The organism is Ferruginibacter sp. SUN002 (assembly GCF_050611725.1).
In the GTDB taxonomy this organism is placed as follows: Bacteria; Bacteroidota; Bacteroidia; order Chitinophagales; family Chitinophagaceae; genus Ferruginibacter.
The window spans coordinates 445,326-465,939 of record NZ_JBODJB010000001.1 but is presented as its reverse complement, the minus strand read 5'-3'; the positions used below and the strand labels follow the sequence as shown (position 1 = coordinate 465,939).

Annotated in this window: 19 protein-coding genes; 11 read left to right on the top strand and 8 right to left on the bottom strand. The window is 37.1% G+C overall.

Annotated elements, in window-relative coordinates:
- Positions 1-54: 54 nt before the first annotated feature.
- The 6 genes from ACQ33O_RS02030 to ACQ33O_RS02005 form a co-directional block, all read right to left on the bottom strand.
- Positions 55-810: a DUF4290 domain-containing protein gene (locus tag ACQ33O_RS02030; RefSeq protein ID WP_430993881.1), complete on the bottom strand. Its 756-nt coding sequence runs from the start codon at positions 808-810 to the stop codon at positions 55-57.
- A 65-nt stretch (positions 811-875) separates the two neighbouring features.
- On the bottom strand, positions 876-1,706 hold the full coding sequence (locus tag ACQ33O_RS02025; RefSeq protein ID WP_430993880.1) for an outer membrane beta-barrel protein: 831 nt from the start codon (positions 1,704-1,706) through the stop codon (positions 876-878).
- 8 nt (positions 1,707-1,714) lie between these two features.
- The gene (locus ACQ33O_RS02020; protein WP_430993879.1) at positions 1,715-3,436 is read right to left on the bottom strand and encodes a T9SS type A sorting domain-containing protein; all 1,722 of its coding nucleotides are present in this window, start codon (positions 3,434-3,436) and stop codon (positions 1,715-1,717) included.
- Between the two features lie 196 nt (positions 3,437-3,632).
- Positions 3,633-4,016 (bottom strand): VanZ family protein, encoded by a 384-nt coding sequence (locus ACQ33O_RS02015; RefSeq protein ID WP_430993878.1) that lies wholly within the window; start codon positions 4,014-4,016, stop codon positions 3,633-3,635.
- Between the two features lie 27 nt (positions 4,017-4,043).
- Entirely contained in the window at positions 4,044-4,421 is a 378-nt protein-coding gene (gene gcvH / locus ACQ33O_RS02010) for a glycine cleavage system protein GcvH (protein ID WP_430993877.1), read from the bottom strand.
- Between the two features lie 81 nt (positions 4,422-4,502).
- Positions 4,503-5,249 (bottom strand): peptidylprolyl isomerase, encoded by a 747-nt coding sequence (locus ACQ33O_RS02005; protein ID WP_430993876.1) that lies wholly within the window; start codon positions 5,247-5,249, stop codon positions 4,503-4,505.
- Between the two features lie 76 nt (positions 5,250-5,325).
- Between ACQ33O_RS02005 and ACQ33O_RS02000 the strand changes: the two genes are divergently transcribed.
- Positions 5,326-6,000 (top strand): spondin domain-containing protein, encoded by a 675-nt coding sequence (locus ACQ33O_RS02000; protein ID WP_430993875.1) that lies wholly within the window; start codon positions 5,326-5,328, stop codon positions 5,998-6,000.
- Here the strand turns inward: ACQ33O_RS02000 and ACQ33O_RS01995 are convergent.
- Complete coding sequence (locus ACQ33O_RS01995) at positions 5,997-6,347, bottom strand: hypothetical protein (protein WP_430993874.1); 351 nt, start codon at positions 6,345-6,347, stop codon at positions 5,997-5,999. The two genes, ACQ33O_RS02000 and ACQ33O_RS01995, sit on opposite strands and share 4 nt — an antisense overlap.
- Positions 6,348-6,478: 131 nt before the next feature.
- Here ACQ33O_RS01995 and serS point away from each other — a divergent pair, with 131 nt between their 5' ends.
- The 4 genes from serS (at position 6,479) to ACQ33O_RS01975 (ending at position 11,132) form a co-directional block, all read left to right on the top strand.
- Positions 6,479-7,750, top strand: a complete 1,272-nt coding sequence (serS, locus tag ACQ33O_RS01990; RefSeq protein WP_430993873.1) for a serine--tRNA ligase — start codon at positions 6,479-6,481, stop codon at positions 7,748-7,750.
- Between the two features lie 63 nt (positions 7,751-7,813).
- Positions 7,814-8,137, top strand: a complete 324-nt coding sequence (locus ACQ33O_RS01985) for a hypothetical protein (protein ID WP_430993872.1) — start codon at positions 7,814-7,816, stop codon at positions 8,135-8,137.
- 191 nt (positions 8,138-8,328) lie between these two features.
- A complete protein-coding gene (locus tag ACQ33O_RS01980) occupies positions 8,329-9,786 on the top strand; it encodes a DUF1800 domain-containing protein (protein ID WP_430993871.1) in 1,458 nt (485 codons plus the stop codon).
- A 152-nt stretch (positions 9,787-9,938) separates the two neighbouring features.
- On the top strand, positions 9,939-11,132 hold the full coding sequence (locus tag ACQ33O_RS01975) for a DUF1501 domain-containing protein (protein WP_430993870.1): 1,194 nt from the start codon (positions 9,939-9,941) through the stop codon (positions 11,130-11,132).
- A 66-nt stretch (positions 11,133-11,198) separates the two neighbouring features.
- Here ACQ33O_RS01975 and ACQ33O_RS01970 read toward each other — a convergent pair whose 3' ends face one another.
- On the bottom strand, positions 11,199-12,683 hold the full coding sequence (locus tag ACQ33O_RS01970) for a POT family MFS transporter (RefSeq protein ID WP_430993869.1): 1,485 nt from the start codon (positions 12,681-12,683) through the stop codon (positions 11,199-11,201).
- Positions 12,684-12,878: 195 nt separating this feature from the next.
- Between ACQ33O_RS01970 and purD the strand changes: the two genes are divergently transcribed.
- The 6 genes from purD to rodA all read left to right on the top strand — a co-directional run bounded on the left by purD (position 12,879) and on the right by rodA (position 20,533).
- Positions 12,879-14,159 carry a phosphoribosylamine--glycine ligase gene (purD, locus tag ACQ33O_RS01965; protein ID WP_430993868.1) on the top strand — a complete coding sequence of 427 codons (1,281 nt, stop codon included), beginning with the start codon at positions 12,879-12,881 and terminating at the stop codon, positions 14,157-14,159.
- Between the two features lie 195 nt (positions 14,160-14,354).
- Positions 14,355-15,380, top strand: a complete 1,026-nt coding sequence (locus tag ACQ33O_RS01960) for a rod shape-determining protein (protein WP_229761442.1) — start codon at positions 14,355-14,357, stop codon at positions 15,378-15,380.
- Between the two features lie 148 nt (positions 15,381-15,528).
- Positions 15,529-16,383, top strand: a complete 855-nt coding sequence (gene mreC / locus ACQ33O_RS01955; RefSeq protein WP_430993867.1) for a rod shape-determining protein MreC — start codon at positions 15,529-15,531, stop codon at positions 16,381-16,383.
- Positions 16,384-16,401: 18 nt separating this feature from the next.
- Positions 16,402-16,935 (top strand): rod shape-determining protein MreD, encoded by a 534-nt coding sequence (locus ACQ33O_RS01950; RefSeq protein ID WP_430993866.1) that lies wholly within the window; start codon positions 16,402-16,404, stop codon positions 16,933-16,935.
- A gap of 73 nt (positions 16,936-17,008) precedes the next feature.
- The gene (locus ACQ33O_RS01945) at positions 17,009-19,141 is read left to right on the top strand and encodes a peptidoglycan D,D-transpeptidase FtsI family protein (protein WP_430993865.1); all 2,133 of its coding nucleotides are present in this window, start codon (positions 17,009-17,011) and stop codon (positions 19,139-19,141) included.
- Between the two features lie 42 nt (positions 19,142-19,183).
- Complete coding sequence (gene rodA, locus ACQ33O_RS01940) at positions 19,184-20,533, top strand: rod shape-determining protein RodA (RefSeq protein WP_430993864.1); 1,350 nt, start codon at positions 19,184-19,186, stop codon at positions 20,531-20,533.
- The last annotated feature ends 81 nt before the right edge of the window (positions 20,534-20,614 follow it).

Below are 20,614 nucleotides of genomic sequence, written 5' to 3'. Positions count from 1 at the left end.
AATGTTCATCAGGCTTTAATTCGTGCAATTCGTGAATTTAATTCGTGTTATTGATTAATATCGTTTTTTAAAATTACGGTTATTGTTATTTCTGTTATCATTACCACGTCCGCCGCTATTATTGTTGCTTCTTCCGCCACCACCGTCTCTTCTTCCACCGCCACCGCCATTGTTATTGCGTTGGCCAAAGTTGCGACGGTTGTTATCTCTTCTTCCGCCACCACTTCCGTAATCATCAGTAGGTCTGTTATCTGTACGGTGTTTTACAAACGGACGGTTATTGAATTCCAATTCGCCATCAGTGATGCTTTGTAGCTCTGATTGAATATTATCGTCATGCACCAACTCTTTATGCCAGTTGCTGTAAGTCAGCTTCATGTAATAAGCAATAGAATTTGCAAACCCCTGACGTTTTTCAGGATTCTCTTCTTTCAATGCTTTATCAATAACTACTTCAATATTTTTTCCTAAATGGTTGAACTTAGGATATTTTTTAGGGTAAGCCAACCTTTCAGGTTTAGCCTTAAGCGTTTCTCTGGTTGGAATCGGGTAAGGACTTTCAACATCCAATTTAAAATCGCTTATTAAAAAAAGATGATCCCATAATTTATGACGAAAATCTTCTACGTTTTTTAAGTGTGGATTTAAAAAGCCCATTAATTCAATAAGGGCATATGCGTTTTTTTGGCGTTTCTCTTTGTCTTCTAATGACAATAAATACTCTACCATTTTTTGAATATGTCTGCCATATTCTCTCATTGTTAAATGATTTCTGGTTGTATTGTACTCCATATTCTCTGTGTCTATCATATAAGCAAATATACAAAAAGGGCTGTAAGTGGCAATATTGCGGTTGTTTTTCCTTTAAAATGGGTTTATTCTCTAATGCTAATAGGAATGCTAGCATTAATAAAGATTCCTAATGATCTATTGTGTGTTTTGGGTCTTTCCCCCCCTACAATTGTATATCCATATCTCTTAATGCCGGTAGTTGACCAAAACAATGCGTTATTATCAATACGCTTTGCTTTTCTGTTTTCAGCATTTGTAAAATCGTATTCTCCAATAATTCCAATTTTTAATTTCCATCCATCAGTAAACTTTAAACAATATGACACTGTGGAATTTATTCCTAATAATAGACGATTATAAATAAATTTATCATAATAGGCCTTGCTATTGTTAACAGAAATAGCTGTACCTGTTTTATTATGCCATTCATATTCAGAGTAGAATCCTGTTGATTTTTGTAAAAAATGTTCACGATAATCAATCAGAAAAGAGGTTAGTAGGCCAACCGACCCTATAAATTGATGTTTAGCATTATTGTTTGTTGAGTATTGAAAATTGATGGGTAATTTCAAATAATTAAATTCGTCTGTAATATTGTAGTATACCAATGGGTCCGGGTCAGCCCAATGTCGTTTAACAAAGAATTCTTGTTTACAATAGTTATATAGTAATCCACTATTAATGCCAAAGTGCTTATTCCAAATGTAAGTGGTAGTAGCTCCTATAGTTATTGTATTCAGTTTTCCTGTTACCGGATAAATTAAAGTAGAATCTGCATTCCAGTCATTTTTATTATATAATTGATATGTTCCGGGGTTAATATGCAAACCAACATACCACGTTCGCTGCGAAAGAGCGAACATGGTATTGGTTAAGCAAATAATTATAATGACTGCTTTTTTTAAAATGATCATACAAAAGATTATTTTTTTAATACAATTTTTTCTTTGATAATGGATTTTTTGTTGCTGAAAACTTCGACAAAATAAATTCCATTCTGCCATTTAGCAGTAGCAATTTTTATACGCTGTTGCTTTGTGCTGCTAGTATATAAAACTTTACCGTTTAAAGCCACCACTCTGATGGTTTTTATACCCTGTTCTTTAGTTTCTATATTAATAACCGATGATACAGGGTTGGGAAATATTTTATTTTCAAGCGTATTGATATTTTCTATTGCTATCGGACGGTAAACCGGAGGAGGTGTTGAGCATAATGTGCTGCATCCGGTCGCAGGCGTGCGGCAAGGTTTATTGCTGCCCCAAGTGTAAGGATAATTTTGCCAGCCATAACACCAGCAATCAGATTCCCTGCTAAACCACACCACAGTAGCAGCTGAACTACCCAGACAATTATTGGCTTTTACACTATAATTACCTGTTGTTTTACATTCATCACTATAAATATTAGGTGGTAGCTGGTTATAATTTAATGTAAGCATATTTACTTTTTGGTTATTGGCATTTTTAAAATACCAGCCTGAAGATATTGTATAAGTAAGGGTCTGTACATCAATGGCAATACTACTTCCCACAAACGGAACATTAGTCCCATTTCTGCAAACATACCAGGCTCCACAATGATAATTAGGTGCATCTGTATTAAATGTTGGTACCTGCGCAGGGCTACCGGTAATGGCAACAATCGGAACACTTAGCGTAGCATTACTACACCCATTGAAAACTGCGGCAATATTTATATTGCCTGAACTAATGGTTGGGCCCGTTGTAACATTAGCAGTAGTTTTATTATTGGTATAACCGGTAATAGAAAATCCAGCAGGGAATTGCCAGGTATAATCCGTGGCGCCGCAAACCGGGTTAATGGAAAACGAGTAGTTTGAATTAGGACAAATTCTGTTTAAAGGGAATTGTGCCGCAACGGTAGTAACAATCGCGTCATTCCTTGTTACAGTAATGGTGGCTACTTTATATATAGGCGGACATGATGTATTGATGCCAACTCTGCAGGTAACATTACCGCCGGTTGAAGCGTCGGGTCTCAAGGTGATTGAATTACCGGATTGGGATATCAATGTCCATCCCGTCGGGTAGGTCCAATTATCAAAACTTGTAGCATCGCCATAATTAGTAACTGAATAAGTAACATTCGAAGTGCAGCACTTTTGCACTGATGTCGGGCCGGTAAAAGCGAGATTGCTCGAAATTCCTTTTAAACAAATAAAAATTGGGCTGCTTGGACCACCTGAGAGATAAAAAGGGTTAGTTTCATTAATCGCTGGCTGAGTGGTTGGTGTTGTATATCTAATTTTGAACATTACCTGTACCGCACAACTCGGTGCAAAAGTATTATCCCAATTCACCCAAAATTCTTTTGTTTTTGCTGTAAATTCAAGGCCATTGCCGGCGGTAACAGTTGTATACACTGGTACTCCATTGTTAATAGCAGAGGCGTATTTTATGTATCCTCCATTAGTGCCTACATATGTAGCCTGCCATTTGTAATCAACAATGGTCCAATCAGACGGAACATCACTAACTGTTGCGGTATAATAATTTTCGCAACCAATGTTTACAGGCTGTGGTCCTGTAATTGATACAGTTTGTGTTCTTGCAATAGTTGTAATGCAAAGAAAGATCGTTACAAACAAAACATGTCTGTATTGTAAAAGTTTTTTAGTCATGTCAAATGTGTTTTTAATTAAAAAATTAATTTAAACGGTATCACATTTGAATAAGGTGTGCTCTCCGCTTTTAGGAGAAAATGTTGATGTACAAAAAATAGCGGTAATTCTAAAAGAGAAGGTTGATAAAAAGAAAGATAAAATAGTAGAAAATTTATTTTACCACTCTTGGCATGAAGTTAATGAATAAAAATATTTATTGAACTTTTTTTCTAAAAATAATAGAGGGTATTAATGCACCAACACTATCGGCTATCCAGTCATAAAGGTCGAAACTGCGGTTGGGGATGTAAAATTTCTGGATAAACTCTGTGGTTATTCCCCAGATAGAAACTGCAATGGCTATGCGTAAAAAATATTGTAATTTTTCTTTTTTATTGAGTGTAGATTTTTTAAAAGGATACATAAATAGGTAGGCCAGTATGCCAAATAACATAAGATGTATTATTTTATCTATGAACAGTTGCTGAAGCCAGGTATCTACTTCGGGGAGGTCTTGTCCGGGAGTACATATTAATATCAACACAAGAAAAAACCAGGCAATGCCTGGTATAAATTTTTTAAAGGAAATATTGTTCATCTTATGATAAATATATTCAACACAATATTAACCTACTAAAGAAGCGTATGCCTCACTGCTTAATAAAGCATCAACGTCTGCTGCATTATCGACGGTCATTTTTATCATCCATCCCTCACCGTAAGGATCGGTGTTCACTAATTCAGGATTAGCTTCTAATGCAGCATTGAACTCGGTAATAGTGCCGGCAACAGGTAAAAAAAGGTCACTTACTGTCTTTACTGCTTCAACCGTCCCGAAAATTTCTTCTGCGGTTAATTTTTTACCAACTGTAGCAATGTCTACAAAAACAATATCACCCAACTCACTTTGAGCAAAATCTGTAATGCCGATAGTAGCAATATTTCCGTCAAGAGAGATCCATTCGTGGTCTTTAGTATATTTAAGATTTGAAGGTATGTTCATTATTATCTATTGTATATTTTTAATATTTTTTTGCCGACTGCAAAAGTAGATGTTTTAAGCAACAAAGCCCAAAACTCAACATTATTTGGCTTCAACAATTTCCATTTTCATTCTAATATCAACAAGCGGTCTGTCTCCCGGATCTTTTGCCGCTGCAACAATTTTGTCTATTACTTTCAAGCCACTTTCTACTTCACCGAAAACAGTATAATTTCTATCGAGAAATGGAACACCACCAACTGTTTTGTATATCTTCCTCTGAGCAGGAGTATATTTAGCACCGATATAATTTTCTATATTAGTAAGATCGACATCGTTGTATTTCTTGCCCTGTACAAGATAAAACTGACAGGCACTACTGGCTTTTTCCGGGTTCTCATCTCTTGCTGCTGCCAACGCACCTCTTTTGTGAATAAGATAAGGTTTGAACTCAGCAGGGATTCTCATCATATCGCTGCCACCCATACCCAATGGCTGACCAGGCTGTGCATTTTTGCTCAACGGATCACCACCCTGTATCATGAATTCTTTAATAACTCTGTGAAATAGCGTACTGTCATAAAAACCTTCCTTTACAAGTTTTACAAAATTATCTCTGTGCAAAGGAGTGCTGTCATATAATCGTACTATAATAATTCCCGAATCAGTAGTTATCTTTACTCTAATGCCGGGTACCACTTTCTTTACTGTTACCTTTTTTGTTGCCCCTCTTTTTACAGGAGCTGTTTTTTTTACAACCTTTTTTGTAGTTTGTCCGTAGCTAATGTTTCCGGTTGAAACTATTAAAGCAAATAATAAAATTGCAAATCCATAAAACCTTTTGATCATTTTAAACGTATTTTAAATGCTTAACCAAATTTTTTGCAAGGCAAATGTAACAAGAATGAAATACGCATTCAAAAATATGAAATCAATTAACTACTTTTTTATTCTTTCGGCCTCCTTGTTGCTTTTCTCCTGTAAGAAGGAAATGGTTCAGTCATCTTCATACAGTGAAGCCTCCTACAACGTAGCCATACAACTCAATTGGAAAACACCTGAATTTACTGTGCCTTCAAATGCCCATGTAACACTGATTGCCGGCATGGTTCATAATGCTGATACCATCATGTGGCAACCGGGTACAAAAGCTTCGCCGGGTTTAGAAGCTGTGGCCGAAGTTGGAGCAATCAATACAATTTTCACAGAACTAGATGAAATTGTAAGCAAACAAAAAGCCTTTTATAAATTTGTGATGCTTGAACCTCCAGGCGCAACGGGGTCGGCACAAACTGCATTGAATGTTAATACAGACTACACTCGTGTTAGTCTTGCATCAATGATCGCTCCTTCACCGGATTGGTTTATGGGTATACATGATCTTGATCTGCGAAAAAATAATGCATGGATTGCTGATACGGTCGTAAATATGTTTGTGTATGATGCCGGGACAGAGGATGGAGATGTGTTTGGTTATTCAAATCCTGCAACAGTGCCACAGCAAAATATTCAATTGCTTACCCCTTCTATGGCAACAGTTTTAGCCAATGGTAATACCACTTTGGCGCCGATTGCAACAATCCGGTTTACAAAAAATTAAATGATTCCCTGCTCCGCAAAATAGAGCAACGCATGGTCTTTTAAAAAATTCTCCTGTTCTATCATATTAAAAGTAGGTAAAGGCTTAAGTTGTCTAAAATGAGGCCATCCGTCTTCATCTCTTCCCTCATTTATGTAATATCCGCTTTGAGCAAGTAAGGTGCATACCGCAATATGCATCAGGTCTTGCTTTTGCTCTTTAGTAAACGTTTGTTTGCCGGCACCCAGTTCCTGTACACCTATCAAGAACAAAACTCCATCCATATCAGGTTTGATCCCAAAATTCTCTTTTAGTTTGATCCTAAGCTTTAACCAGCGTATCTGTAAATCTTCCTGTAGGTGTTGCATCCTGCAAATATAAATGAAAGCGGCTAGCTATAAGGGAGCTGCCTTTTCATATAGAACAATCCCTCAAAAAAAGATTGACCCCTTGCAGCTTGTAGCACACTTCCTTACCTTTGCCAAAATTTTATCAGAGCATGTTACAGATCAGTTTTATACGCCAGAACGTAGATGTAGTTAAAGAAAGGTTGATTGTTAAGAACTTTGGCGATCTATCGTTGGTAGATAAAGTAGTGGAATTAGATGCACAGGTTCGTAAGCTAAAAGCAGAAAGCGAAGCCATACAGGCATCTTTAAATGCTGCCAGTAAAGAGATCGGGATGTTGATGGGAAAAGGCGATAAAGTAGCGGCAGAACAAAAAAAGCAGGAAGTAGCTGCTCAAAAAGATACCATTCAAGAATTGAATGATGCGTTAACTACTGCCGAAAAGGAATTGAACGATGAAATATTGAAACTGCCTAATCTTCCTCACACATCTGTACCAAAGGGAAAAACACCCGAAGAAAATGTGAATATCAAAGAGGAAGGAGCAAAGCCACAGTTATACGCAGGAGCAGTACCTCATTGGGATCTTATTAAAAAATATGATCTGGTAGATTTTGAAACCGGTGCAAAATTAACCGGTAGCGGTTTCCCATTATATAAAGGTAAAGGAGCAAAATTGCAAAGAGCCTTGATCCAGTATTTTCTGGATTATAATATTGATGCCGGTTATACCGAATATTTACCTCCACATATGGTAAATGAGGCAACGGCTTATGGTACAGGTCAGTTGCCCGATAAAGAAGGACAAATGTATCATGTAACCGCAGATGGTTTCTATTTGATACCGACGGCAGAGGTACCGGTTACTAATATTTACAGAGATGAAATTGTAAAAGAAACTGATTTGCCGATCAAGATGACCGCTTATACACCATGCTTTAGAAGAGAGGCAGGTAGCTTTGGTAGCGATGTTCGTGGATTGAATAGAGTTCATCAATTTGATAAAGTAGAAGTAGTACAACTGGTACATCCCGATAAAAGCTATGAAGTACTTGAAGAAATGGTAGCCCACGTAGAAAAGTTATTGCAGGCTTTGGAATTGCCTTATAGAATTCTTCGTTTATGCGGCGGCGATATGAGTTTCACATCTGCACTTACTTACGACTTTGAAGTATATAGTGCGGCACAACAAAAATGGTTGGAGTGTAGCAGTGTGAGCAATTTCGAAACCTATCAAACAAACAGAATGAAGATCAGGTTTAAAGATGCAACCGGCAAAACGCAGCTTTTGCATTCATTGAATGGCTCTTCTCTGGCACTACCACGTATTGTGGCATGTTTATTGGAAAACAATCAAACAGATACCGGCATTCAAATTCCTAAAGTATTGCAAAAGTATTTTGGGGCTGAACAAATTGTCTGATATTTACTAAATCTTACTTTTTATAAGTAAGAAATTGTATTTTCAATATCTAAAAATTATTCAATGAAAAAGTTGATCGTCTTATCCATATTGGCAATAGCTGTTTACAGTTGCAGTAAAAAAGCAACGCCTTCTACAACAGAAGAAAAATCTCCTGCACAAGTTGAAAATAAAGAAGCTCCATCTGCACCCGTAGCAATAGATATCGCAGCAGGTAAAACAGTTTATGAAGCTAAGTGTGGCAGATGCCATGCGTTACCGGTAACAACAGATTTTACTGCTGTAAGATGGGTAGGTATCATGGGTTGGATGGCTCCTAAAGCAAAATTGACTGACATTGAAAAGGCAAATACACTGGCTTATGTTCAGGCAAATGCAAAACAATAACAATTAATTTTTTCGGCACTTTTTCATTTTTTAGAACTACCTCAATGGAAATTAGGTAGAGAGGAGCTGTTGGTAATTATGTCGTAGTAGCGTAATACTGTAGTATCAGACATTTTCTGCCGGTAATTAAACTCTTGCATAATAATTGAGTCTTACACTTGATTTCCTAAATTGAGTAATAAATTTATTGCATGGCCATTTCCAATCGTTTAAAAAATCAGCACTTATTGTGGCGGGCAGCATTTGGTCCCATGGCCGAAATGGCTTCCGATCTGGATACAATGTCTCAAAAAAAATTGTGGGAGTTGTTGTTATCGACGTCTAAAAAAGAGCCGGTAAAACTAAATATTGCATCTAAAGCATACGATGATTATCTGAATGATATGATCCTGATGGGGGGAGATACAAATAAGCTTACTAAAGATCAACGCAAGGCATTGCAAGATCAATCAAAAGACGATTTGAAATTGCTGAATGTTACCTGGATGGGGGAGATGATCAATAGTGAAGCTCAATTCAGAGAAAAAATGAGTTTGTTCTGGCATGGACATTTTGCCTGTAGAGTGATACATATTTTTAATCAGCAGGATCTGCTACATATCATCCGTGCAAATGCGTTAGGGAATTTCGGAGAACTTTTAAGGCAGGTAAGTAAGAGTCCTTCTATGCTTCAGTTCCTAAACAATCAGCAAAATAAAAAACAACATCCCAATGAAAATTTTGCCCGTGAAGTAATGGAATTATTTACAATGGGTAGGGGCAATTATACCGAAACAGATATCAAAGAAGCTGCAAGAGCCTTTACAGGATGGAGTTTTGATGTAAAAGGAAATTTTATTTTTCGTGAAAAGCAACATGATAAAGGAGTTAAAACCATTCTAGGCAAAACAGGAAATTTTAATGGAGATGATGTGATCAATATCTTACTTGAACAAAAACAAACAGCCACCTACATTACAAAAAAGATATACAAATATTTTGTGAACGATGCCGTGGATGATGCAAAAGTAGATTGGTTGTCTAAAAGGTTCTATACAAATGGATACGATATCAAAAAATTGATGGAAGATATTTTTACAAGCGATTGGTTTTACGATGGAAAAAATATCGGAACAAAAATCAAGTCGCCGATAGAATTATTAGTTGGGTTAAGGCGTTTGTTGCCGTTGCAATTTCAAAATGATGCCGCACAATTATTGTTTCAAAGAGCATTAGGGCAAGTGTTGTTTTATCCGCCGAATGTTGCTGGTTGGCCGGGAGGTAAAACCTGGATAGACAGCAGTACTTTGATGTTACGTCTACGCATACCGCAGATCATTACTGCCAATGAAACCATCAATATCAAACCTAAAGGCGATGATGATACAATGATGGGACAAATGATGGAAGAGAAGATAATTAAAAAGCAAAATAAAGAATATGCATCCAAAGGCGGGTCGGCAATTGTTGACTGGGTAATGGTTGTGAAGATATTCGAGAAAGTTTCAAAAGAAGAATTACTTAAAAAGATCAGCGATACGGTTTTACAAACAAAGAGCAGGATCAATAATGATGTGTTAGAGAAATACCTGAATAAAGAAAGCAGGGAGAATTACGTGAAGAGTTCCATCATTAATTTGATGAGCACGCCGGAGTATCAACTGTGCTAGAATGAATTTACGAATTACGATGTACGATTTGCGATTTTTCAAGCTTTGAGGTGCAAGTGAAAATAGTCGCATCTTTAAATTTAATGACATCGTAAATCGTATATCAAACATCGTACATAACCCCAATAATAGTCTGTAATAAATTTAATATCATGGTCATTAAACGCAGAGAATTCATACAACTTGGTTCATTAGCAACCGCTTCGCTGATGATGCCAAAATTCTTGTCAGCATTTCAGCAACCGATGATGGTTCCGCCAGGGAATAAAGTTGTGGTTGTCATTCAGTTCAGCGGAGGTAATGATGGATTGAATACGATCATCCCCATAAGAAATGATATTTATTATAAAGAACGTCCGAAGCTTGGTATTGCAAAAGCAGATGCATTGCAACTAACCGATGAGGTTGGGTTAAATCCTGCATTATCATCGATTAAGGATTTGTTTGATGGAGGTAATGTAGGCATCCTTAATAATGTTGGCTATCCGAATCCCGATAGATCTCATTTTAGAAGCATGGATATCTGGCACAGTGCAAGTAACAGTAATGAATACATCAATACAGGATGGCTTGGCCGTTATTTAGATGCTCAGTGTAATGGTTGTGATAAGCCTACCCAGGCTTTGGAAGTAGATGATGTTTTAAGTCTTGCCCTGAAAGGAGAAAATAATAAAGGACTTGCTGTAAAAGACCCACGCAGATTATACAGCAGTAGCAATGAAAAATTCTTTAAAGATATCAATGCTGCTCATCATCATGAGGAAGCAACAGTTGATTATCTCTACAAAACAATGAGTGAAACATTGAGCAGTGCCGATTACATTTTTCAGCAAAGCAAATTGCATCCAACCGGAGAAACGTATCCTAACACTGAACTTGGAAAAAATTTGAAAACAATTGCCTCTTTAATTTTTTCGGATATTAACACAAAAGTCTATTATGTTTCGTTAGGAAGTTTTGATACGCATGTGAATCAAAATGATAAACAGAAAAGATTGTTCACTGAATTGAATGATGCATTAAAAGCATTTACAAACGATCTGAAAAAGAACAATCGCTTTAGTGATGTGTTGATGATGACGTTCAGCGAATTTGGAAGAAGGGTTTCGCAGAATGCAAGTGGTGGAACCGATCATGGTACAGCAAATAATATGTTTTTCATAAGCGGCGGGTTAAAAGAAAAAGGGATACTCAATGAAATGCCCGACCTTTCTGATCTAAGCGATGGAGACCTGAAACACAAAGTTGATTTTAAAAATGTGTATGCTACTGTGTTGAACAAGTGGTTAGGAGCAGATGATAAAACCATCTTGGGTAAACAGTACGATCATCTGAAATTTATTTAAAGTAGTTAGATAAAAATAGCGGCTAATTTTTAGCCGCTATTTTTTATTTTAGAGATTTTAAGCCTTTCAAGGCTCTTTAGATTCTGCTAATAAGGCAGCGTCTTCATCTTCTCCAACGATATAACTCTTTTCTTTTAATCTGGAAGAAACGAGCAGATACACTATAATAAACCCACTTAATATACCAACATACAACCAGTAATAACTGGCCCCGGTGAATTTTGAAAAATAACCGCCACTTGCAATGTTTCCGTTCATTGCAGCAACAAACAGATTACCAACGCTTACGGTCAACAACCAGATAGCATTCATGGTGCTTTTCATTGATTTTGGTGCTTGTGTGTAAGCGTATTCTAACCCTGTAATAGAAACCAATATCTCACCCACACTTAAAACAAAGTATGCTAATATTTGCCACCAGATAGAAGGATGTCCGCCAGCATCAATTTTTTCCTGAATAAGTGCAATGATCACAAAAGACAATGCAGTAAGAATTAAGCCGGCACCAATTCTTCTTAAAGGGGTTGTTTTTAGTCCGACCCTATCGAAAAAAGGATAAACAAAATAAGTGAACAGTGGAATACAACTCAATACAAAGATCGGATTAACAGTTTGGATCTGTTCGGCTATGTATTTATGTCCAAATACGGTTAAATCCATTTTTTCTGCCTGTATTACCCATTCTGCCAAACACATATCCCACATAGCCCAGAAAATAGGAATAAATGCAAACACTGCTAAAACTCTGAATACTGCTTTTACTCCATCAGCAGATTTTGCAGAATATTTTTGTGCAACGGCTTGCCATACAGTTTTTCCGTTTCTGTTGCTGAAAAGTTGTTTGAAATATTCAATTACAATGAAAAAGAAATTTTCCTTTTTTAAACCTGATGGTGGCACACGAACATATTTTTTTCTTCCCAACCAAAAGGTAAAGGTGGCTATAGCCATCAGTATGCCCGGAACACCAAAGGCGATATCTGCGCCATATTCTTTATACAGGTAAGGAATTAAAATTGTACTGAAAACCGATCCGGCATTGATGCTGAAATAAAACCAACCATAAACCTTACTCATTAAATGTTTGTTGCTTTTATCAAACTGATCTCCAACATTTGCTGATACGGAAGATTTAATACCACCGGCACTGATAGCGATCACAATTAAACCCACCGTAAATAAACTAAGATTATTTGTTGCAAGAGATAATATCAAATGCCCGATCGTATAAAGTATAGAAACATAAAATATCACTTTGTATTTACCGAAAAAAGAGTCTGCCAAGATACCGCCAACCAAAGGCATAAAATAAGCAAGCGCTACAAAATAGTGAACCAGCTCATTGCTTCTGGCTTCTGCGGCAGCGGTAAGGGCGGGATCTTTTGTTGCGTTGAAGAACTGTGCAACTAAGAATGTGCTGAGTATAGCCCTCATCCCGTAATAACTAAACCTCTCTGCCGCTTCGTTTCCTATAATATACGGTACGGCTTTAGGAAATTTTCCTTTCTTTTCTTCGATATCTGTTAATACATCAGTTGTATTCGGCGCCATAAAATATTTGTATTAGTTAAGAAATTTATCACTCAAAGTAGCGAATTTCTTTTTAATATGGTAAATTTTAAAGATATAGTCCATAAGTGGCAAAAAATAAATCCGACCGTTTATAAAATTATTATGGTTTCCTATGCAACCATGTTTATTTTTGCGCCTGAAACATATCCTGATAAAAAAAACTTGACTAATTAAATGAATATTCTCATCATTGGTAACGGAGGAAGAGAGCATGCACTGGCATGGAAAGTGAAACAAAGCAAGCTGTGTAAAAAATTATATGTGGCTCCGGGTAATGCCGGCACCGCCACCACAGCAGAAAATGTAGATATTAAAACAACCGATTTTGAGAGATTAGCAACTTTTTGTTTGTCTAATAAGGTTGATATGATCATAGTTGGCCCTGAAGAGCCCTTGGTAAAAGGGATATATGATTTTTTTAAAAGCAATCCCAAAACATCAAATATCCATGTAATTGGCCCTTCACAAGAAGCCGCTCAATTAGAAGGCAGTAAAGCTTTTGCAAAAGCTTTCATGGATCGAAATAAAATTCCAACAGCCGCTTACAGAGAGTTTGATCATACTAATTACGAAGAAGGTGTAGAGTATATTCGCAATCATGCGTTGCCGATAGTTTTAAAAGCCGACGGTTTGGCTGCAGGCAAGGGGGTGTTGATCTGCAATAATCCGATTGAGGCATTGGCTGAATTTGAGTTGATGATCCGACAATCTAAATTTGGCGATGCAAGTAAAAGAGTTGTGGTAGAAGAGTTTTTGTCGGGTATCGAAATGAGTGTGTTTGCAGTAACAGACGGGGTCAATTATGTATTACTTCCTGAAGCAAAAGATTATAAGCGTATAGGCGTAGGCGATAGTGGATTAAACACAGGCGGAATGGGAGCTGTAAGCCCTGTACCATTTGCTGATGATGTGTTTCTGAATAAAATAATTACCCGTATTGTAGAGCCAACTATTACCGGGTTGAAAAATGAAAATTTAGATTATAAAGGAATCGTTTTTATCGGAATTATAAAAGTAGGCGACGATCCGTTTGTGATTGAATACAATTGTCGCCTTGGTGATCCGGAAACGGAGTGCATCTTACCAAGAGTAGAAACAGACCTGGTAGAAATTTTTTCAGCCGTTGCTTTGCAAAAAGTGAACGAATTGAAAATTAAAATAAGTAAAGATGCTGCCGCAACAGTTGTTGCAGTAAGCGGAGGTTACCCCGGAACTTACGAAACGGGTAAGATCATTAAAGGTTTGGACGATACAAGCTTTGAAGGAACAATGATCTTTCATTCAGGAACGAAAAATGAAGGAAAAGATGTGGTTACAAATGGAGGAAGAGTATTGGCCGTAACCTCTTTTGGGGATACAATTATTGATGCTGCCGAACAGTCGGTTTATATGCTGGAACAGATTTATTTCGATGATATTTATTTTAGAGACGACATTGGTTTTGAGTTTAAATAGGATTGGTTTGCTTTGGACCAGGACGCTTTTGCGACCTGAACCCTTTTAATAGAATTTTACCCTTAAAAATCCTGTTTCTGACTAATTCACAAATTTGCCCCAAATGTTTAAAAATAAAGGGTTTGCCATTGTTAATTCAAATAATTTCCACCACCTTTGCTCACATTGAATAAAATCTTATTTTTTTAAAAATATATGGGCCTTTTTAATTTTTTCACACAAGAGATAGCGATGGATCTGGGAACTGCAAATACCCTGATCATTTTTAACGATGAAGTGGTGGTAAACGAACCTTCGATTGTAGCATTAGACAGAAATAATCCTAAAAATATTTTGGCGGTGGGTAAAAAAGCATTGATGATGCATGAAAAAACCCATGAAAGCATCCGAACCGTCCGCCCGTTGAAAGATGGTGTAATTGCGGATTTTAATGCGGCCGAATTGATGATCAGGGAAATGATCAAAATGATCTACCCTAAAAAACCGCTGTTTGCGCCAAGTTGGAGAATGATGATCTGCATACCTTCTTCAATTACCGAAGTTGAAAAACGTGCTGTAAGAGATAGTGCTGAACAAGCCGGAGCAAAAGAGGTTTACTTAATTCATGAACCAATGGCGGCAGCCTTGGGTATTGGTATAGATGTTGAAGAACCGGTTGGTAATATGATCATCGATATCGGCGGTGGTACAACAGGTATTACCGTAATTGCATTGGCAGGTATTGTTTGTGATCAAAGTATCCGTATTGCCGGCGACGAATTCACTGCGGATATTATGGAAGCCTTACGTCGTTACCATAGTTTATTGATCGGCGAACGAACTGCCGAACAAATTAAAATTCAGGTAGGTGCAGCAATGAAAGATCTTGATAATCCTCCTGATGATATTCCTGTAAACGGTCGTGACCTTGTAACGGGTATTCCAAAACAAGTAATGGTGAGCTATCAAGAAGTTGCAGAAGCTTTAGATAAAAGTGTTTTCAAAATTGAAGAAGCAATTTTAAAAGCTTTGGAAACTACTCCTCCGGAATTAGCAGCAGATATTTATCGCAGAGGTCTTTATTTAACAGGTGGCGGTGCTTTGTTACGTGGGCTTGATAAAAGAATTGCGGCTAAGATAAAATTACCGGTACATGTTGCTGACGATCCACTTAAAAGTGTGGTAAGAGGTACGGGTATTGCTTTGAAAAATTATGACAGGTATCCGTTTGTGATGAGGTAATGGTGTGCCAATAACTTGATGCTTTTATATTTAGTTCTTAGTTTATAGTTTTTAGTTGACGAGCTAAGCATTGAAGTATTCTTTTTTACAAAAAGCATGAAGCTTTTGAACTATAAACAAAGAACTAAAAACTACAAACTTCCTCCAAGTGCGTAATATATTTCTCTTCATCCGCAGGTATTCAAATTTTATTTTCTTCCTGTTACTGCAGGTATTCTGTTTGTATCTCATTGCTCATTACAATCAATACCAAAATGCGGTTACTACATCATACATGACAGAAATTACGGGCAAGATAAATACTGAGCACAGTAAGATCACTTCATATTTCGGATTGAAAAAAGAAAATGATCGGCTTTGGGCTGATAACGAACGCTTGAGAAATTTACTAAAACAAAATTTTGAAGCACCAGATACTATCAATAAAGTTGTTACTGATTCAATCCCTTTCGATACATTGGGTACACGTAGAAAGTGGTTATATAAAATGGCAAAAGTTGTTGCCAACACTGTTACCACTCAGGAAAATTATATTGAATTGAGCAGAGGTGCTAATCAACAAGTAAAAAAAGATATGGGGGTTGTAGATGCCAGTAATGGTGTTGTTGGAATTGTAACAGATGTAAGTGAAAACTTTTCTGTTGTAATGAGTTTGTTGCACAAAGACAGTCATATCAGCGGTAAGCTATTAAAAGGAGGACAAATAGGAACATTGAACTGGGATGGAAAAACGCCAAATATCATTTCGTTGGTTGGTATTCCTAAAAGTGCAAAAGTTGCAAAGGGAGATACTATCATTACAAGCGGTTACAGCACGGGATTCCCTGGAGGTCTCATTATAGGATTTGTAAATTCAGTAGTGCCCGATAAAAGCACAAACAATTATATTATCGATTTCAGAACAGCGGCAGACTTTTACAATTTGCAGTATGTATATGCAATAGATAATTTGCAGAAAGAGGAAATGCAAAAACTGCTAGATAAAGTAAAAAAGCAAAACTAATAGTTCACAAAAAAGCGAATGAGTACACTGGTAAAAAATATTGTTCGGTTTATTTTGCTGATATTATTTCAGGTATATGTGTTGGATAAGATCCATCTACATCAGATGGTGACTCCATATATATATATGCTTTTCATCATCTGGATGCCATTCAAATTATCTCGTGGCTGGCAAATGATATTGGCATTTGTACTGGGATTTACATTGGATAGTTTCCGACACAATCCCGGCTTCCATGCTTCAGCCTGTGTATTGATTGCTTATTTTCGTCCCTTCTTTATTAATATACTTATTCCCCAGGAAGGAGCAGATGCCAATTACGAAGAACCTTCGGTAAAAAGTATGGGGGGATTTCTGCCATATATGATCTATGCTGGTATGTTAACCCTCATTCATCATGGCTGGTTGTTTATGCTGGAAGCATGGCAGATCGGTAATGTCTGGTATTTTATAATCAAAACGCTTACATCAACGGCAATAAGTTTATTACTGATCATAATTACGGAATTATTATTCAGCAGAAAGCAACAGTTCAGAACAAATACGGTGTAAATAAGAAATGATTGCATTATCAGATTTAATAAAAGCGTAAATCGTATATCTCAAATTGTAAATTAAAAGTCAAGTGCCAGCGTTTAATCAATCAAGAAAAAATATCATACGGTTGATCTTTGTTGCAATGTTTATCATCATCATTGCACGTCTGTTTACATTACAGGTTATCACTTCAAAATATAAGATACTGGCTGATGATCAGGGAAAATTCAGAAAAGTGATTTATCCCGATAGGGGTATTGTGTTCGACAGGAATGGTAAAGCGATCTTACAAAATACTACCATCTACGATCTGATGATCATCCCCAATAAACTAAAAGGCATAGATACTGCTGCATTGTGTAATATTTTGGGTTTAGACACGGCTCAATTCAACAAGCGAATAGTAGAAGTGATCATCAAAAATGGTCGCAGTCGTCCATCTATTTTCGACGGATTATTGACCGACGAAAAAATGGCCAAACTGAATGAGGCCATGTATAAGTTTACTCCGGGTTTTTATTTGCAGGAACGTTCGGTAAGAAGTTACCCATACGATGCGGCTGGTAATGTGCTGGGCTATTTGTCAGAAGTAGATACTAATTTTTTAAAGTCGCATCCCGATGATGGGTATCAGATAGGAGACTATGCCGGAAAGACCGGAATGGAACGCACCTACGAAAAAGTATTGATGGGGCAACGTGGTATTCAATATTGGAAACGAGATAATAAAAATCGATTGACCGAAAGGCTGGAAAATGGCCGCTACGATACAACTGCTGTAGCCGGACAAAATGTTTATACTTCTTTAGATATTGAATTGCAAGAGTTGGGAGAAAAATTAATGGAAAATAAATTAGGCTCCATTGTAGCAATCGATCCTAAAACAGGAGGCATTTTGTGTATGGTAAGCAGTCCTACTTTTAAACCAAGATTATTGACCGGTGCAGAAAGAAAAAAACACATTGCGGAATTATTACTCAATCCGGCTTTGCCATTATTGAACAGAACTGTTGGCGCAACTTACTCTCCGGGTTCAACTTTTAAAACACTACAGGCTTTGATCGGCTTGCATGAAGGAGTGATCACAACAGATTTTAGAGTGTCTTGCGGTGGAGCCTTTTATGGTTGTGGTAGTGGAAAGCCAATGCGTTGTTTAGATTACGGAACTTTTGATCTGCGTAATGCGATAAGAATTTCAGATAATACATACTTTGCTACCGTAATGCAACGGGTAATTAATAATCCGAAATATCCTAACCTCGATAGTAGTTTGGCTGCATGGGACAGATATATGTATGAATTCGGACTGGGTCATAAATTAGGTGTTGATGTGCCTTCAGAAAAAAGAGGCAATATTCCTACGCCGGCTTATTACGATAAAGTGCACGGAGCCGGGAAATGGAACTATTGCAGTTTTCGTTCTGTAAGTATCGGCCAGGGAGAGGTAGATGTTACGCCAATACAGGTGGCCAATGAAATGGCGTACATAGCTAACAAGGGCTGGTATAAAATTCCTCATTTGGTAGATTCGATTGAAGGCGGAGATCAATTCGGGATGCTTACAAAATTTAAAGAAAAGCATAACACCACAGCAATTCCCGATAGTGTTTTTGAAGCAGTGTTTGATGGTATGCAGGGTGTGGTTGACAATGGTACTGGTGTTGCTGCAAAAGTAAAAGATGTTGTTGTTTGCGGTAAAACGGGTACAGTGGAAAACTATTATCGTGGGGTAAAACAACCGAACCATGCATTCTTCTGTGGATTTGCACCAAGAGAAAATCCCAAAATAGCCATCATGTGTGTGGTGGAAAATAGCGGCCGCTTTGGAGGCACTTATGCGGCACCGATAGTTGGGTTGATGATCGAAAAATATTTGAAAGATTCAATTACCGATAAAGCAAGGCTAGCAAGAATTGATCAGCTATCTAATTTAAATTTAATTCCGAAAAGAATTTATATTGAAATGCGTCGGCAAGATTCTCTAATGCATTCAAAAGATTCTGCTTATCTTTTGGCAAAAGGGTATATCCAGATCATGAAAGATACCATGGGAGTAGATCAGGATGACGAGGAAGATGCATTGGCTGATCTAAAAAACAATAAAGATCTGACAAATAAAAAACCGGTAAAAGATAGCGGCGATAATAAAATAAAGCCACAAGCAATTTTACCGGATAAGAAAAAGAAACAACAAGAGGAAAAAGACACTGTAAGTAACTAAATGCAATTGTATGCATTAGGATCAAAGTATTAAAATAATAAAGTGAATCAACGCAACCCTGCAATAGGAAAAGGAATAGATTGGCCAATAATCTGGCTGTATGCAGCATTGGTTTGTATAGGATTACTGTGCATATTTTCAGTTGAGTACAGATCAGGAGATGGAGTGATACAAAGCTTTTTAGGATTCAAAAAAAATTACAGCAAACAATTATTTTATTTTGGAGCTTGCATAATATTGGCAACTTTTATTCTATTAACCGATAGTAAATTTTTTACTGCTACAGCTAATCTTTCTTATCTAGTTGGAATACTGCTAATACTGGCAACTTTTGTAGTAGGGAAAGAGATCAAAGGTTCGAAAAGCTGGATACCATTAGGTTTCATGAATTTACAACCCGTAGAACTTTGTAAGGTTTTTACGTCACTGGTGCTTGCAAAATATCTGTCAATGCAAGAAACAGATTTTAGTAAACCCCGATCGCAAATGATCGGTGCAGCATTATCTTTTACACCGGCATTATTATCTATTGCTCAGGGAGAAACCGGGCTGGCATTGGTTTATTTCTCTCTGCTTATTCCAATGTATCGAGAAGGGTTGCCTCCGGGATATTTGATCGCAGGATTTGCAATGGCCATCTTGTTAATTGTTTCACTCTTATTCCCAACCAAAACATTATTGATTGCTTTTGCCGCTGCCGCACTTTTGTTTTGTTATGCAAACCGCAGGCGTATCAGACGTAACAGTAAGATATTATTAATGGTAGCAGTTGTCTGGGGATTTTGTTCTCTGTTTGTTGGTGTAGCAGTGCCTTTTGTTTTTAAACATGTGTTTAAGAAATATCAGGCAGATAGAATTTTCAGTATGGTTGGCGTTGATAATCCTTTTAGCGATGGTAAAACCGCAGCACTCAATTCTGAAGATGAAAAAGCAAAACAAAAAAAGAGTGATCAACAAAACTATAATGTAAAACAATCGAAGATAGCAATAGGCTCAGGAGGATTTTTAGGAAAAGGATTTTTAAAAGGCACACAAACACAAGGAGACTTTGTACCCGAGCAACATACCGACTTTATTTTTACATCCGTAGGAGAAAACTTTGGCTTCTGGGGCAGCACTTTATTAATGTTACTTTATATGGGGCTATTGCTTCGAATAGTAACCATTGCTGAGCGGCAACGAAGTACATTTAGTCGTGTGTACGCTTATTGTGTAGCCGGAATAATTTTCTTTCACGTAGCTGTAAATATATGTGTAACCGTTGGTCTTGCACCGGTGATTGGTATCACCTTACCGTTGTTAAGCTACGGCGGCTCTTCTTTACTTACTTTTACCATTCTCATTTTTATTTTAGTAAAATTGGATGCCGACAGGCAAATGGTGTTAAGATAATTCTATCTACCACATCACAATTTCTTAATCATTCCCTAATGCTGTGTTAATATGCATTGTGTTCTTTTGTAAAACCATATT

What these genes read in the sequence shown, in the direction of transcription:
- ACQ33O_RS01995 (WP_430993874.1), bottom strand. Translation starts at nt 6,347, where the DNA reads ATGCAACACCTACAGGAAGATTTACAGATACGCTGGTTAAAGCTTAGG.
- ACQ33O_RS01980 (WP_430993871.1), top strand. Translation starts at nt 8,329, where the DNA reads ATGGCCATTTCCAATCGTTTAAAAAATCAGCACTTATTGTGGCGGGCA.
- ACQ33O_RS01975 (WP_430993870.1), top strand. Translation starts at nt 9,939, where the DNA reads ATGGTCATTAAACGCAGAGAATTCATACAACTTGGTTCATTAGCAACC.
- ACQ33O_RS01985 (WP_430993872.1), top strand. Translation starts at nt 7,814, where the DNA reads ATGAAAAAGTTGATCGTCTTATCCATATTGGCAATAGCTGTTTACAGT.
- ACQ33O_RS01960 (WP_229761442.1), top strand. Translation starts at nt 14,355, where the DNA reads ATGGGCCTTTTTAATTTTTTCACACAAGAGATAGCGATGGATCTGGGA.
- ACQ33O_RS01950 (WP_430993866.1), top strand. Translation starts at nt 16,402, where the DNA reads ATGAGTACACTGGTAAAAAATATTGTTCGGTTTATTTTGCTGATATTA.
- serS (WP_430993873.1), top strand. Translation starts at nt 6,479, where the DNA reads ATGTTACAGATCAGTTTTATACGCCAGAACGTAGATGTAGTTAAAGAA.
- ACQ33O_RS02030 (WP_430993881.1), bottom strand. Translation starts at nt 810, where the DNA reads ATGATAGACACAGAGAATATGGAGTACAATACAACCAGAAATCATTTA.
- ACQ33O_RS02015 (WP_430993878.1), bottom strand. Translation starts at nt 4,016, where the DNA reads ATGAACAATATTTCCTTTAAAAAATTTATACCAGGCATTGCCTGGTTT.
- ACQ33O_RS02025 (WP_430993880.1), bottom strand. Translation starts at nt 1,706, where the DNA reads ATGATCATTTTAAAAAAAGCAGTCATTATAATTATTTGCTTAACCAAT.
- purD (WP_430993868.1), top strand. Translation starts at nt 12,879, where the DNA reads ATGAATATTCTCATCATTGGTAACGGAGGAAGAGAGCATGCACTGGCA.
- gcvH (WP_430993877.1), bottom strand. Translation starts at nt 4,421, where the DNA reads ATGAACATACCTTCAAATCTTAAATATACTAAAGACCACGAATGGATC.
- ACQ33O_RS02005 (WP_430993876.1), bottom strand. Translation starts at nt 5,249, where the DNA reads ATGATCAAAAGGTTTTATGGATTTGCAATTTTATTATTTGCTTTAATA.
- ACQ33O_RS02000 (WP_430993875.1), top strand. Translation starts at nt 5,326, where the DNA reads ATGAAATCAATTAACTACTTTTTTATTCTTTCGGCCTCCTTGTTGCTT.
- ACQ33O_RS02020 (WP_430993879.1), bottom strand. Translation starts at nt 3,436, where the DNA reads ATGACTAAAAAACTTTTACAATACAGACATGTTTTGTTTGTAACGATC.
- ACQ33O_RS01970 (WP_430993869.1), bottom strand. Translation starts at nt 12,683, where the DNA reads ATGGCGCCGAATACAACTGATGTATTAACAGATATCGAAGAAAAGAAA.